This is a genomic window from Sporolactobacillus nakayamae, assembly GCF_900113325.1.
Taxonomy (GTDB): domain Bacteria; phylum Bacillota; class Bacilli; order Bacillales; family Sporolactobacillaceae; genus Sporolactobacillus; species Sporolactobacillus nakayamae.
The window spans coordinates 150,685-163,714 of the sequence record NZ_FOOY01000003.1; the positions used below are offsets into that span (position 1 = coordinate 150,685).

The window sequence follows — 13,030 nt, forward strand, 5'->3', positions numbered from 1 at the left end:
CCAAGCGAGTTATTTTTCTTCAGAAACGTTCGTGAATTTTTCGTGTTTGAACATTTTTCGAAAACAATAATACAGAAAAGCTGCTTTGACGGTCAGATCAATTCCTTGAGCGATCCATATTCCGGCGATGCCCATGTTGCCTTGCACGCCAAGTAAATAAATGAAGAGAACACGAATGCCCCACATACCAATCGCTGTACTGTACATTGGTGTCTTTGTGTCGCCTGCGCCTTGAAGTGCCCCCGCGAGCACTAAGCCGATCGCAAGTGGGGGCATAAAGAAGGCGTCAATACGCATCGCTAAGGTGATCATAGCCGCCGTGCTTATCTGATCCGTAAACCATCCGGCAAAAAATGGTGTCAGGAAAAAGAGCAGGATTCCAGTAACAATCATAATCACTACTGAAATCATAGCCGCCAACAATCCATAAGAATAAGCTTCTTTATACTTATTTGCCCCAAGCTTTTTTCCGACGAGTACTGTTGCCGCAACACTTAAGCCCAACCCGGGTAGATAAGCAAAGGTCTCAATGTTTTCGGCAATAGCATTTGCCGCATAAATTTCTGTCCCCATATGGACAATTAAGCCAAGATAAACAACTTGGCCGAGCCGCATGATCAGTCGTTCACCAGTTGCAGGAATGGATAAACGGATAATCTCCAAAGTGATCGATTTATTGCGAACGCGCTTCTGCCGGCAAAAAGAGAAGCGAACTGAAGAACGACGAATTGCCAAATAGAGCATTAGGGCACCGAAAATTCTTGTTAGAACAGTTGCCGCAGCGGCACCGCCCACGCCAAATCCAGTAAACTGGAAGATGCCAAAAATTAATACATAGTCCAGAATGATATGGATGATATTCATCCAGAAACTGATCATCATGGGTGATACGGTATTGCCGGAAGCACGCAACACGTTTCCAAAGTTGAGCATTAATGAAATGACAAGTGAAGGTGTGCCGACAATACGGAAATACAATGCGCCTTGACTGAGCACATCATCGCTTGCCCCCATTAAATGAAGGAGTTGTTCCGCAAAAAATAACGTCAGCACGCCAAATAGAAGCCCGGCTATTAGCGTAATCCATGTTGACAGGCGCGCCGCTTCACGAGCGTTTTCGATATCTCCCGCGCCGATATGTTTCGCGATAATCGAGGAAGTACCAATACCAATGGCCATGAATACGGCGATATACACTGCGAGCAGTGTATTGGCGACACCTACTGCAGTTACTTCAACTAAACCGAGCCGAGCAACGAATAATGTATCGACAAAGCCGACGACGGTTTGCAGAAGGCTCTCGACCATAGCGGGAATAGCTAGGGAGAGCACTTCTCGGCTTTTTTTCTTCAATGAAACTTCCAAAACATGCAACACAACCTTAATTTTAAATCACATAATGCTTTAAGTCATTTTTTGTCCTGCGAGTTCCTGTTTTGAAAGAATGTTAAGATTTCGATCAAATTCATAGACTACAGGCACTCCAGTTGGCACATCAACGTGTATAATGTCCTCATCGGATATGTTCTCAAGAAATTTAACGAGCGCACGCAATGTGTTACGATGGCTGACAACCAAAACGTTTTTTTCTTCCAAAAGAAGCGGAGCAATCTGATCAGCCCAACATGGAAGGACACGATCAAACGTTGTTTTTAAACTTTCTCCGCCGGGCAGTAATCTTCGATCAATATGTTTGTATCGCAAATCATGAATCGGATGTCTTGGATCGGACTCGTCGAGCATCGGCGGCAATGCATCGTAGCTTTTCCGCCAACGACTTACCAGCTCTTTGCCGCGTTGTTCCGCTGTTTCAGCCTTGTTCAAGCGTTGCAGTGCGCCGTAACTGCGTTCATTAAGTCGCCATGTTTTGTGAACAGGAAGCCATTCCTGATCCATCGCTTCTAATATGTAATTAAGAGATTTAATGGAGCGTTTCAACACAGACGTGAACGCGTAATCAAAAGTAATATGCTGCTCCGCAAGTCTCAATCCGGCATTTTTTGCTTCCTCAATCCCCTTTGCCGTCAGTTCCACATCTTCCCAACCAGAAAAAAGATTGGATTTGTTATAGTCACTTTCTCCATGTCGCACGACAACTAGTCTCATTATGATACCTCCGAATAACGCAATCATTAGCGAACCTATGAAATCCTTGTTACCTGATAGTATACTGTATTGAAAATGTTTTTCCAATTGTACCATGGCGGAAAAAGTCATATGGCAGCGAATATTTATCTAAAGCCGATCAATCGTTCAAAGCTTTTTTACATAAATAGTGGTTACAGAAGATGTGTCGTTATATAATGTCTGTAAAGTTACCAACGCAGGAATGTTCAGAGAGAGGAATGATGAGAATGAAACTTACAGCAACAGAGATTGAAATTACCGAGATACTTGAAAAAGACGCACGGCTCACAAATGATGAACTTGCGAAAATGATGAATTTAAGTGTGGATCAGACGGGTCAGATCGTAAAGAAACTTGAGGATGAGAACGTGATCGTGCGCTACGTGTCGCTTGTTGATTGGACGAAAATAGATGGGCATCAAGGTGTTACGGCAATGATTGATGTCAAAGTAACACCGAAACGCGATGTGGGTTTTAATGATGTGGCCGAACGTATTTACCGCCATAAAGAGGTGAAATCCGTTTATCTTATGTCCGGGACCTATGATCTTTCTGTTCAGGTCGAGGGACAATCGGTAAATGAAGTGGCTCATTTTGTCACGCAAAAATTATCAACGATCGATGGCGTCATTTCTACGACGACGCATTTTGTCTTGAAGAAGTTCAAGCATGACGGAACCGTGTATGATTCGGATGATCGAGATAAACGAATTGTGGTGTCACCGTGATGGCAATCAAAACCTCCTATTTGGCAAATCATGTTCGGACGCTAAAACCGTCCGGTATACGGAAATTTTTCGATGCGACAGCGGGAATGAAGGATGTCATTTCACTTGGTGTCGGAGAACCCGATTTTGTCACACCGTGGAACGTACGAGAAGCCGCCATTCTCTCTTTGGAAGACGGCTATACTTCCTACACAGCGAATGCCGGGATGCTTGAATTGCGCGAAGCGATTGCAAAATATGTGGATGATTATTATTGCGTGTCCTATGACCCGGAACATGAAATTACTGTTACCGTAGGGGCAAGTGAAGCCATCGACATCGCGTTGCGCGCTATTCTGGACCCGGGTGATGAAGTGCTCGTCGTTGAACCATGCTTTGTCTCCTATGCTCCGCTCGTCACTTTAGCAGGCGGAGTTCCGGTTATTGTTGAATCGAAAAAGGAAAATGATTTTAAGGTTCAGTCAGAACAGCTTGAAGCCGCTGTTACAGATCGAACCAAGGCGATTATGATTTGTTCGCCGAACAATCCAACCGGATCAATGCTTAGCAAGCGGGAAATGGAACAGATCGCGAATGTCGCTAAAAGGCATGATTTGTTGATTCTGTCCGATGAGATCTATGCAGAACTGGTTTACGATGATTTATACACAAGTTTCGCCGCAATTGACGGGATGAAGGATCAAACTATTCTTGTCAGCGGTTTTTCAAAAGATCTGGCGATGACCGGCTGGCGCCTAGGCTATGTCTGCGCGCCAAGAGAAATTACTCAGGGTATGCTCAAAATTCATCAATACGCGATCATGTGCGCGTCGACCATGGCGCAGCACGCAGGTTTGGAGGGACTTCGCCATGGCCGTACCGATATGGCGGAAATGCGTAAAAGTTATCGGCAGCGCCGCAATTACATCGTCCAATCATTGAATGAAATGGGGCTGCCATGCTACAAACCTGAAGGAGCGTTCTACACGTTCCCAAGTATTGAAGCGACCGGCATGAACTCAGAGACTTTCGCGACTCGCTTACTTCAAGAAGAACGCGTGGTTGTGGTTCCTGGCAATGCGTTCGGTGACAGTGGCGAGGGGCATGTGCGTTGCTCCTATGCCACTTCGATGAGCCAGCTGCAAGAAGCGATGAAGCGCATGCGCCGATTTGTGGAGAAACTATAAGATAGAAGAAGAAAGCCGTTCCAATTGCAAATGTGGGCGGCTTTCTTACATACAGAGATACACTGAGTACATTCAAAAAAGGAGTGGACGGATGTTTCCAGTATTAAAAACCGAACGATTGGTATTAAGAGAGATCGTTTATGAAGATGCTCGAGATATTTTTGATTGCTTTTCAAATGATGATGTGACACGTTATTATGGTCAGGATAACTTAACAAGCATTGAACAGGCACAGCAGTTTGTCACCTTTTTTTCGCATAATTACAGTGAAAAACGCGGCATCCGATGGGGTATTGAACGGAAGGAGCAGCCAGGGCTTCTCGGAACGATTGGTTTTAACGCATGGTCATCAAAACATAGGAGAGCTGAAATCGGCTATGAGCTCCATCCACAATATTGGCGTAAGAGATATGCCAAAGAAGCTGCTTCGAAAGTTATATCCTATGGATTTAATGACCTTCACTTAACACGTATTGGTGCTGTAGTTTTTACTGAAAATGCTGCATCGAATGGATTGTTAACAAATTTAGGATTTGAAAAAGAAGGACTTCTAAAAAATTATATCTATCAAAACGGGATTCCGCATGATACGATTGCGTACGCATTACTGCCGGAAAAATAGTTGCAAAAAAGAAAAACGCTCAGGTGAGCGTTTTTCTTTTTAAAGTTCTTCTGTTCTGCCAATATAATTAAGTTTGAAACTTTGCCCGTCCAGTTGCAGTTTCGTCACGCTGCAATTAGGAACTTTCCCAATAGTTAAGTCTTCACCAATGAGTGCATAAAGCATGCAGCAAATATACAGTGAGTGAGTGACGATCAGAATTGTCGAAGCGTTCGACTTAAGAAGCTCATCTTTTAATGCGAGAATGCGCGTTTTCAAGTCTTGATAATCTTCCGCATAATCGATTGTATCCAACTGTTTGATACCGGTCAGCGCTTTGATTTTCAGATCAATCGATGACTTGCGGCTCATGCCTGGTTCGCCGACTGCTTTTCCCCCTTCTTCCCACATCACATCGTTATCGGCACCTTCAAAAAGTCCAAATGATGCTTCTCTTAAATCAAAAAGTTCTTTAATTGGTGTTTCACCATTGCACGAGTGATCAAGAATGACTTGAGCAGTTTGACGTGCTCTGCCGGTATCACTCGAAAAAGCAGCGTCGAATGAGAGTGACTGATGCTTCAACTTGTCTCCTAAATCAATCGCCTGCTGAACGCCCTTCTTGGTTAGTGGTGAATCTGCCCATCCTTGAGAACGATTGAGCAGATTCAGCAATGTTTCACCATGACGAACAATATAAATTGTTTTCATTTTTTCACCTGATTACTTTTATTTATACGGTCAATTTCCTTCATCGTATCATGCACTGTAATTTATGTAAACGGTTAACAAAATTATATTTTACAATACCTTGCATAGCGATGTATAAAGAGTTTATAATCAACAAAAGAGGTGATCTCATGGATAAAGAGATTATGAGAGGGAGTATTGATATACTCATCCTTTCATTAATTGGGAAAAAAGATACATATGGTTACGAAATTGTGAAGCAATTGAAAACATCGAGCAAAGATCTTTATGAAATGAGTGAAGGCACTCTATATCCGGCGTTAAAACGTCTTGAACGAAAAGAATGGATTCGTTCCTATTGGGGTGACTCCGATGAGGGTGGAAGACGCAAATATTACACATTAACGGATAATGGGGAAAAAGCGTTAAATGCTAAATTGAAAGAGTGGCATCAAGTCAATCGGTTAATCAATGTATGTACGGAGGGGACGGCATGGATAAAAAATTTGCGGTTTACATCAGCGAGATTGTAAGTGGTCTAGATTGTGATGAAATGGAAAAGAAGGATCTCCAAGAAGAATTGAGTCAGCATCTTCAATTACTCAAACAAGAGTATATGGGAAAAGGACTGTCCGAGCAAGAAGCTGTTGATACGGCAATTCGGTGCTTTGGAAAAGGGAACGAGCTTAGAAAAGAACTGAATCATTCAATTTCTCCGTTTAAAAAGCCTTATCTAATCTCTGTCAAAATTATGTTTGGTGTGTACGGGCTTGTGGCTCTTTCTGCCTTATTGTTGCTGAGAATAGTAGACCCGCTTTTTGAATTCCGTGGCTTCCAAAATTTACTGGATTCTCATTTTTTGTATTTTAATACAAATTTTATTCCACTGAGGACCATTTCTTATTATTTCTTGCATACCAATGAATTTAGTCCATCTTTAATCACCTATCTATTACTTTATAACATTATTCTATTTGTTCCGCTTGGTCTTTTTGTTCCAATACTATTTAGAAAAAAAAGAAGCTTACTACAAGTGATCAAAACTGCGTTCATTTGTGGATCTATTATAGAAATTTTGCAATTAATTTTGCATTGTGGCACTCTTGATATGTAAGCGTCAAATAATGGACACCTTCTCTTGATCAGTCAAGCATGCGATAATGCCTCTATCAAATGATCTGGAGGATGATCTATGACGCGTATCGAGTTACAAAATCTTTGGCAAGAGCGCATGAAAGATTTTGAGAAAAGTGAACAGAACGGCAAAGAATGGTGTTCGACACAAGGAATTTCACTCAGTCAATTTCGATATTGGCGACGTAAGCTAAGATTGATGCCAGCGACACCTTCAACGCATTCATGGATGACCATGGATTTTGATCGTGCACAGAAACAAGAGAGTCTTTTTGTCCATCTTGGAGTTTCAAGGATCGAGGTCCACGCCGGGTTCGATCCGGATCTTGATGATGTAATCCTCTACGCTGTCGGGTCAACGATTGGTTATACAATTTTTAATATTTTAAAACGAGTTAGTGAAAAGTATTTGAAACGTCGTATATGGCTGTCTTGATGAATAAATACAGATGCCTTCAGTGAGAGAAGCTTTTTCATGTCTCTTTTTTCTCGTTCTTATTTGACAAATAATGCTGTATGAGCTATAAAAATAGTATTAGCACTCCAGATAAATGAGTGCTAATCATTGTGCAAACAACCCATTATTATAGAGTCGAACGAGAAAGGGGATTACTGATGGCTACGAAAGAATTTAAGGCAGAATCCAAAAAATTGTTGGATATGATGATCCACTCAATTTATTCACAGAAAGAAATTTTTCTAAGAGAAATCATCTCCAACTCGAGTGATGCGATGGATAAAATCTACTATCGCGCGCTGACTGACGACAAGCTTGATTTTGAGAAGGACAACTACTCTATTGAAATTACTCCGGACAAGGACAAGCGCACGTTGACGATTTCCGATACCGGAATCGGAATGACGGAGGAAGAACTTGAAGCTAATCTTGGAACCATCGCACAAAGTGGTTCTCTCAAATTTAAAACGGAAAATGAATCCAAGGATAACCATGACATCATTGGTCAATTTGGTGTTGGTTTCTATTCTTCATTTATGGTTGCCGACAAGGTCACTGTGATCAGCAAGGCACTCGATAGTGACCAAGCATACAAGTGGGAATCTGAGGGTGCAGACGGATACACGATTACCCCTGTTGAAAAGAATTCAGTAGGTACGGATATCATCCTGGAATTGAAAGAAGATACCGAAGATGAGAAGTACAGTGAGTATCTCGAGGAATATCGCTTGCGTCAGATCATCAAAAAGTATTCTGATTTCATTCGCTACCCAATTAAAATGGAAGTGACGGAAAGCCGCCCAAAGAAAGACAACGAGAAAGAATTTGAAGAAGTAAAAGAAGTTCAAACGATTAACAGCATGGTTCCTATTTGGCGCAAAAACAAATCGGAGCTGAAAGATGAAGATTACGAAAACTTCTATATGGAGAAGCATTACGGATTTGACAAGCCGCTTCGCTATATCAATATTCAGGCCGACGGAATGGTCCGCTACCACGCGATCCTGTACATTCCGGAAAGCATTCCGTTCGATTACTATTCCAAGGAATACGAAAAAGGTCTGGAACTGTATTCGAACGGCGTCATGATTATGGAGAAATGTGCGGATCTGCTCCCAGATTATTTCAGCTTTGTTAAAGGCATGGTAGATTCCGAGGATCTGTCACTGAACATTTCGCGTGAAATTCTCCAACAGGACAAGCAGCTCAAACTGATCGCCAAGAACATTGATCACAAGATCAGAAAAGAACTTGAAAAATTACTTAAGGAAGATCGCGAGAAATATGAAACGTTCTATAAAGCTTTTGGACGTCAACTGAAATATGGCGTCTACTCTGATTACGGTCAGCATAAGGACGATCTTCAGAATCTCTTAATGTTTTATTCATCGAAAGAAAAGAAAATGGTTACGCTGGACGAATATGTTTCACGCATGCCAGAAGAACAGAAATACATTTATTACGCGGTGGGTGAGTCGAATGAAAAGATTGACAAACTGCCGCAAACCGAACTCGTTGCCGATAAAGGTTATGAAATGCTCTACTTTACTGAGGACATCGACGAATTCGCTATTAAGATGCTGATTAAATATAAGGAAAAGGATTTCAAGTCTGTTTCCAGCAGTGATCTCGGCATTGAGGACGATAAGGACAAAAAACAAGACGAAGCCGAAGAAAAGGCGAACAAAGGCTTGTTCGATAAAATGAAGGACGTTCTTACCGACAAAGTCAAAGGTGTTCGTGCTTCGAAACGTCTGAAATCCTACCCAGTATGCTTTGCGACCGAAGGCGAAGTATCGATTGAAATGGAAAAAGTGCTGAACCAAATGCCGAATAACGAAAATGTCAAGGCAGACAAGATTCTTGAAATCAACACGAACCATAACGTATTCAAATCGCTTAAGGCGGCGTTCGATCTAAATGATCAGCCAAAGGTTGATCTCTACACCAACTTGCTCTACAATCAGGCACTTCTGATTGAGGGTCTGCCGGTGCAAGATCCGGTTGCCTTCTCAAATAGTATTTGCGAATTAATGGGCTGATCCAGTATAGTAAAAACTGCTTATCTCCGAATAAATGGAGATAAGCAGTTTTTATTTTATTTGATTCAGGGGCAACTTTTTGATTGATGATGCAACCATACAGGGGAGGTTTACTTTTTCAGCAGTGTTTGAATTTCGCTTTCAATCGCTTCCGGCTTTGTCCGTGAACCATAATAGTGCACAATTTTGCCATCACGATCAACTAGGAATTTGTTAAAGTTCCAAGTGATTTTTTTCTCGCCTGATTCATCCAATAAGTAACGGAAGAGTGGATTGATTTCCTTACCTTTCATCTTTGACTTTTGAAACAGAGGAAAAGTAACGCCGTAATTCAGCTTGCAGAATTCGGCGGTTTTTTCACTATCGGCAAATTCTTGACTTAAAAAACTGTCACTAGGGAAGCCAAGTACTGTAAATCCTTGATCCTTATAGGATTCATACAGCTTTTCCAAACCATCATATTGAGGAGTGAAGCCGCATTTACTTGCAGTGTTGACGATGAGAAGCACTTGGTTTCGAAAATCAGACAAAGGCACTGTCTCATTTCCTGTGAGCTTCGAGAATGAATAATCATAGATGGTCATTAGTTATCCTTCTTTCTAAGTTTGTCAGGGTTATCTATAGTCTAGGCCGTGCTTGCACAATCTGCAAAGAAATTGCGTCAGAGTATAAACTATTGTGATAGACTTTTTAATAGAAGTACTAGGCAGTATCTGACTCGAGTAAGACAGGAAAATTCAGGTGCGATACGATTATTACCCATCGTTGATGCATTAGAATCCGAAAAATCAATGAATAGGGTCGGCGTTCCGTGCACTACTGGTTACGCGGCTATGCCTACCGACTTAACAAGGAGATTGCAGACCATGGGACTAAGCAAACCACTTTATGATGAAATTAGCGAGGCTAAAAAGGGAACGCTTAACTTAATCACTGATGTTCCAGGTGTCACGGTCGGCCATACAACGATTATCTTGGATAAAATCAAAACTGGTGTGACGGCTGTCATGCCTCAGCAGGATAACCTTTTTTTGAATAAACTTCCGGCTGCGGCTCATGTGATTAATGGATTTGGAAAGAGTACAGGATTAATTCAAGTAAACGAGCTTGGGTCGCTTGAGACGCCGATCGTACTTACGAATACCTTTAGTGTCGGAACGGCGATGAACGCACTCGTGAGGTATATGCTGAACCAAAACAAGGACATCGGTGATACAACATGCACGGTCAATCCGGTTGTAATGGAATGCAATGACGGAACAATTAGCGATATTCGCGCAATGGCTGTCAAAGAAGAACATGTTCATGAGGCGATCGACGCTGCCGGGACTGATTTTGCAGAGGGAGCAGTGGGTGCCGGAACCGGCATGTGTTGTTATGATTTAAAGGGGGGAATCGGCTCCGCGTCGAGGCAAATTGTTGTGGACGGCAAAACGTTCACACTTGGTGCGCTTGTTCTCTCCAACTTCGGTTTTCTACGTGATTTGGAAATTTTCGGCTGCCGCATCGGTGCCAAACTTGACGCATTTGATACTACTGTAAAAGAGATTGAAAAGGGGAGTATCATTGTCGTCTTGGCGACTGATCTTCCGCTGGATCATCGCCAGCTTACACGGATCTGTAAACGTGCCGGTGTTGGGATCACGCGAACAGGGGCGTTTGTAGGAAATGGCAGCGGGGAGATCGCATTGGCTTTTTCCACTGCCAATCGCATCGCTCACTATTCTGAAAAAAGTCTCGGCACTTGCACTTGCATCAGTGAAAACAAGATGGATCAGCTGTTTCGAGCAACGGTTTCCGTTGTTGAGGAGTCAGTGCTAAGCTCTTTGGTACATGCGGAAACAATTAGTGATCGCCATGGTGACGTTCGAAAAAGTTTATTCGATAGGATTCAGGATATGCAAAAATCAAAACCGGATCCTGAAGTGGCTGAGCTGCTTCAACGTTTAGGTTTTCTAAATTTTAGATAAATCATTGAAAAATCGGTGAACGTTCGTTGAAAAAAGTGTTCCTGACGCGTATGTTGTGCTTCACTATTGAAGTACGCAATGGAACGTTTCAATGGCGGGTGGGTTGCGAAACGATTGTTGGATGTTTTGAAGTAAATGTAAGCAAGATAAAGTAATGAAAAAAGAAATGGAGGATGATTAAAATGGACGGTACAAAACGGGCGGATATTCATATTGGAGCGACGGTGATGGTTGTGCAGAAGCAGGATCAGAGGACGGGCAAATTAACTGAAGGTATTGTAAAACGAATTTTGACAAATTCGGCAGTTCATCATCGCGGTATTAAGGTCATGCTGGAAAGCGGAATAGTTGGACGGGTGCAAGAAATTAAATAATTGAGTTTAGCAGCTTGTTGCCCGGTTATATTGACGGATACATAGTCTTGTTATGTAGTATCTCATCGGAGGTCAGCCTATGCTTGTTTACGAAAACAAAACTAAAGGACTTGAAGCGTATTCACTTGATCGTGATCATTGGAATGACTTCGTAAAATTATTTGGCGAACGAGGGGCATGTGGCGGCTGTTGGTGCATGAGCTGGCGAATGAAAAAGGCAGAATTCGATGCAAACAAAGGCGAACAGAACAAGCAAGCGATGCGCCGTCTAGTAGAAAGCGGTGCCCCGATCGGTATGCTGTTGTATGATGGAGGACAACCGGTGGGATGGTGTGCCGTTGCACCGCGGAAAGAATATGTGCGATTGGAACGTTCTCGTGTATTTAAACCGATCGATGATCAGCCGGTATGGTCGATCAGCTGCTTATTCATTGCTAAATCGTATCGCAGACAAGGTTTGTCTTCAGAACTGATCCAGGCTGCGATTCACTATTGCAAGCAGCATGGCGCAACTATAATCGAAGCTTACCCGGAAGTTCCGTACGATAAAAATGTACCTGGCGCTTTTCTATGGAAAGGAATCCCGTCTGTTTTCAAAAATGCAGGCTTCGTAGAGACTGTCAGACGCTCAAAATGGAAGCGGATGATGAGATATCAAGTCAACGAGTAAGTCTAGTCTAACGAGGTAAAAAAGCAGTTTTCCACAATGGAAAACTGTTTGCTGTATTGCCCATGGTTTACGACTTATGCGATCGGCAACCCGCCGGTCACTCCATAGATCTGTCCGGTGACATAGCTGGATTCATCAGAAGCGAGCAGGACATAGACACCAGCTAATTCTGCCGGCTGTCCGGCACGTTTATATAGGGAGGATTGACCGAACTTTGGAATATCACTCTGAATTTGACCACCACACACCTGGAGAGGTGTCCAAATAGGCCCTGGCGCAACCGAATTGACGCGAATCCCTTTTGAAATCAGCTGTTTGGCGAGCCCTTTTGTAAATGCGGTAATTGCGCTTTTTGTTGGTGAGTAGCTCAAAAGCTCTGGACTTGGGTTATAGGCTTGCACGGAACTTGTGGTGATGATGGACGCGCCTTTTGGTAAGTGGGGCAATGCGGCCTTGACCGTCCAATAAAGGGAAAAGACGTTGGTTTCAAAGGATTTACGCAAAACATCCGTTGTGATCTCTGATATACTCTTGTAGGCTTGTTGTGTGCCGGCAACAAGGGCGAGTATGTCTAAACCGCCAAGCTCTTGAAAGGCTTGATCAATCATTTTCTTGCAGAATCCCTCGTCGGTCAAATCACCGGGAATAAGCAGTGCTTTCTGTCCCGCTTCTTCAATCAACTTTTTAACTTCTTCGGCGTCCGGTTGTTCATAGGGTAAGTAATTGATGGCGACGTCAGCACCTTCTCGGGCGTACGCGATTGCTGCTGCGCGGGCTATTCCCGAGTCCCCGCCAGTGATCAGTGCCTTTCTGCCTTGAAGTTTACCGGAACCTTTATAACTTTTTTCACCGCAGTCAGGTACCGGTGTCATGCGCGACTGCAGCCCTGGTGCTGGTTGCTCCTGCTTCGGATAGGTACCGGATGTATATTCTTTTGTTGGATCTTCGACGACTGTCTGAACCATAAATGATCCTCCTTTAAGGTTGTCTCTTCTTATCCAATAAACCTTTGAAATTTCATACATAGCATGCGCAAGCGTGACTAAATTATTACTGACAACTTTGCGATCC

Annotated in this window: 15 protein-coding genes; 10 read left to right on the top strand and 5 right to left on the bottom strand. The window is 42.9% G+C overall.

Going from position 1 to position 13,030, the window contains the following annotated elements; all coding sequences use genetic code 11:
* Window positions 1-9: 9 nt before the first annotated feature.
* Together BM003_RS00795 and gpmA are read right to left on the bottom strand one after the other, a co-directional pair.
* Entirely contained in the window at window positions 10-1,365 is a 1,356-nt protein-coding gene (locus BM003_RS00795) for an MATE family efflux transporter (protein WP_093669095.1), read from the bottom strand.
* A 39-nt stretch (window positions 1,366-1,404) separates the two neighbouring features.
* Window positions 1,405-2,106 (bottom strand): 2,3-diphosphoglycerate-dependent phosphoglycerate mutase, encoded by a 702-nt coding sequence (gene gpmA, locus BM003_RS00800; RefSeq protein ID WP_093669097.1) that lies wholly within the window; start codon window positions 2,104-2,106, stop codon window positions 1,405-1,407.
* A 248-nt stretch (window positions 2,107-2,354) separates the two neighbouring features.
* Between gpmA and BM003_RS00805 the strand changes: the two genes are divergently transcribed.
* The 3 genes from BM003_RS00805 to BM003_RS00815 all read left to right on the top strand — a co-directional run bounded on the left by BM003_RS00805 (window position 2,355) and on the right by BM003_RS00815 (window position 4,643).
* Window positions 2,355-2,855 carry an Lrp/AsnC family transcriptional regulator gene (locus BM003_RS00805; RefSeq protein ID WP_093669099.1) on the top strand — a complete coding sequence of 167 codons (501 nt, stop codon included), beginning with the start codon at window positions 2,355-2,357 and terminating at the stop codon, window positions 2,853-2,855.
* Window positions 2,855-4,021 carry an aminotransferase gene (locus BM003_RS00810; RefSeq protein ID WP_093669101.1) on the top strand — a complete coding sequence of 389 codons (1,167 nt, stop codon included), beginning with the start codon at window positions 2,855-2,857 and terminating at the stop codon, window positions 4,019-4,021. Before BM003_RS00805 ends, BM003_RS00810 begins: the two co-directional genes overlap by 1 nt.
* A 91-nt stretch (window positions 4,022-4,112) precedes the next feature.
* Window positions 4,113-4,643, top strand: coding sequence for a GNAT family N-acetyltransferase (locus BM003_RS00815; RefSeq protein ID WP_093669103.1), 531 nt, complete (start codon window positions 4,113-4,115; stop codon window positions 4,641-4,643).
* Between the two features lie 39 nt (window positions 4,644-4,682).
* On the opposite strand, the gene BM003_RS00820 is transcribed toward BM003_RS00815, so the two are convergent.
* Window positions 4,683-5,333, bottom strand: a complete 651-nt coding sequence (locus tag BM003_RS00820; RefSeq protein WP_093669105.1) for a histidine phosphatase family protein — start codon at window positions 5,331-5,333, stop codon at window positions 4,683-4,685.
* 149 nt (window positions 5,334-5,482) lie between these two features.
* On the opposite strand from BM003_RS00820, the gene BM003_RS00825 reads away from it, so the two are divergent.
* The 4 genes from BM003_RS00825 to htpG all read left to right on the top strand — a co-directional run bounded on the left by BM003_RS00825 (window position 5,483) and on the right by htpG (window position 8,945).
* Window positions 5,483-5,845: a PadR family transcriptional regulator gene (locus BM003_RS00825; protein WP_093669107.1), complete on the top strand. Its 363-nt coding sequence runs from the start codon at window positions 5,483-5,485 to the stop codon at window positions 5,843-5,845.
* Window positions 5,806-6,426 carry a VanZ family protein gene (locus BM003_RS00830; RefSeq protein WP_177184563.1) on the top strand — a complete coding sequence of 207 codons (621 nt, stop codon included), beginning with the start codon at window positions 5,806-5,808 and terminating at the stop codon, window positions 6,424-6,426. Before BM003_RS00825 ends, BM003_RS00830 begins: the two co-directional genes overlap by 40 nt.
* Before the next feature lie 78 nt (window positions 6,427-6,504).
* Window positions 6,505-6,882 carry an IS66 family insertion sequence element accessory protein TnpA gene (tnpA, locus tag BM003_RS00835; RefSeq protein ID WP_093669111.1) on the top strand — a complete coding sequence of 126 codons (378 nt, stop codon included), beginning with the start codon at window positions 6,505-6,507 and terminating at the stop codon, window positions 6,880-6,882.
* A 179-nt stretch (window positions 6,883-7,061) separates the two neighbouring features.
* Window positions 7,062-8,945: a molecular chaperone HtpG gene (gene htpG / locus BM003_RS00840; protein ID WP_093669113.1), complete on the top strand. Its 1,884-nt coding sequence runs from the start codon at window positions 7,062-7,064 to the stop codon at window positions 8,943-8,945.
* A gap of 110 nt (window positions 8,946-9,055) precedes the next feature.
* Here htpG and BM003_RS00845 read toward each other — a convergent pair whose 3' ends face one another.
* The gene (locus BM003_RS00845) at window positions 9,056-9,529 is read right to left on the bottom strand and encodes a glutathione peroxidase (RefSeq protein WP_093669115.1); all 474 of its coding nucleotides are present in this window, start codon (window positions 9,527-9,529) and stop codon (window positions 9,056-9,058) included.
* Window positions 9,530-9,811: 282 nt separating this feature from the next.
* Here BM003_RS00845 and BM003_RS00850 point away from each other — a divergent pair, with 282 nt between their 5' ends.
* The 3 genes from BM003_RS00850 (at window position 9,812) to BM003_RS00860 (ending at window position 11,959) form a co-directional block, all read left to right on the top strand.
* Window positions 9,812-10,915 carry a DmpA family aminopeptidase gene (locus BM003_RS00850; RefSeq protein ID WP_093669117.1) on the top strand — a complete coding sequence of 368 codons (1,104 nt, stop codon included), beginning with the start codon at window positions 9,812-9,814 and terminating at the stop codon, window positions 10,913-10,915.
* A gap of 182 nt (window positions 10,916-11,097) precedes the next feature.
* Window positions 11,098-11,289, top strand: coding sequence for a YwbE family protein (locus tag BM003_RS00855; protein ID WP_093669119.1), 192 nt, complete (start codon window positions 11,098-11,100; stop codon window positions 11,287-11,289).
* A 79-nt stretch (window positions 11,290-11,368) separates the two neighbouring features.
* The gene (locus BM003_RS00860; protein WP_093669121.1) at window positions 11,369-11,959 is read left to right on the top strand and encodes a GNAT family N-acetyltransferase; all 591 of its coding nucleotides are present in this window, start codon (window positions 11,369-11,371) and stop codon (window positions 11,957-11,959) included.
* A gap of 74 nt (window positions 11,960-12,033) precedes the next feature.
* Here BM003_RS00860 and BM003_RS00865 read toward each other — a convergent pair whose 3' ends face one another.
* Window positions 12,034-12,924, bottom strand: a complete 891-nt coding sequence (locus BM003_RS00865; RefSeq protein ID WP_093669123.1) for an SDR family oxidoreductase — start codon at window positions 12,922-12,924, stop codon at window positions 12,034-12,036.
* Window positions 12,925-13,030: the final 106 nt, after the last annotated feature.

What these genes read in the sequence shown, in the direction of transcription:
- BM003_RS00855 (WP_093669119.1), top strand. Translation starts at nt 11,098, where the DNA reads ATGGACGGTACAAAACGGGCGGATATTCATATTGGAGCGACGGTGATG.
- BM003_RS00845 (WP_093669115.1), bottom strand. Translation starts at nt 9,529, where the DNA reads ATGACCATCTATGATTATTCATTCTCGAAGCTCACAGGAAATGAGACA.
- BM003_RS00820 (WP_093669105.1), bottom strand. Translation starts at nt 5,333, where the DNA reads ATGAAAACAATTTATATTGTTCGTCATGGTGAAACATTGCTGAATCTG.
- gpmA (WP_093669097.1), bottom strand. Translation starts at nt 2,106, where the DNA reads ATGAGACTAGTTGTCGTGCGACATGGAGAAAGTGACTATAACAAATCC.
- BM003_RS00805 (WP_093669099.1), top strand. Translation starts at nt 2,355, where the DNA reads ATGAAACTTACAGCAACAGAGATTGAAATTACCGAGATACTTGAAAAA.
- BM003_RS00810 (WP_093669101.1), top strand. Translation starts at nt 2,855, where the DNA reads ATGGCAATCAAAACCTCCTATTTGGCAAATCATGTTCGGACGCTAAAA.
- tnpA (WP_093669111.1), top strand. Translation starts at nt 6,505, where the DNA reads ATGACGCGTATCGAGTTACAAAATCTTTGGCAAGAGCGCATGAAAGAT.
- htpG (WP_093669113.1), top strand. Translation starts at nt 7,062, where the DNA reads ATGGCTACGAAAGAATTTAAGGCAGAATCCAAAAAATTGTTGGATATG.
- BM003_RS00860 (WP_093669121.1), top strand. Translation starts at nt 11,369, where the DNA reads ATGCTTGTTTACGAAAACAAAACTAAAGGACTTGAAGCGTATTCACTT.
- BM003_RS00825 (WP_093669107.1), top strand. Translation starts at nt 5,483, where the DNA reads ATGGATAAAGAGATTATGAGAGGGAGTATTGATATACTCATCCTTTCA.
- BM003_RS00850 (WP_093669117.1), top strand. Translation starts at nt 9,812, where the DNA reads ATGGGACTAAGCAAACCACTTTATGATGAAATTAGCGAGGCTAAAAAG.
- BM003_RS00815 (WP_093669103.1), top strand. Translation starts at nt 4,113, where the DNA reads ATGTTTCCAGTATTAAAAACCGAACGATTGGTATTAAGAGAGATCGTT.
- BM003_RS00830 (WP_177184563.1), top strand. Translation starts at nt 5,806, where the DNA reads ATGGATAAAAAATTTGCGGTTTACATCAGCGAGATTGTAAGTGGTCTA.
- BM003_RS00865 (WP_093669123.1), bottom strand. Translation starts at nt 12,924, where the DNA reads ATGGTTCAGACAGTCGTCGAAGATCCAACAAAAGAATATACATCCGGT.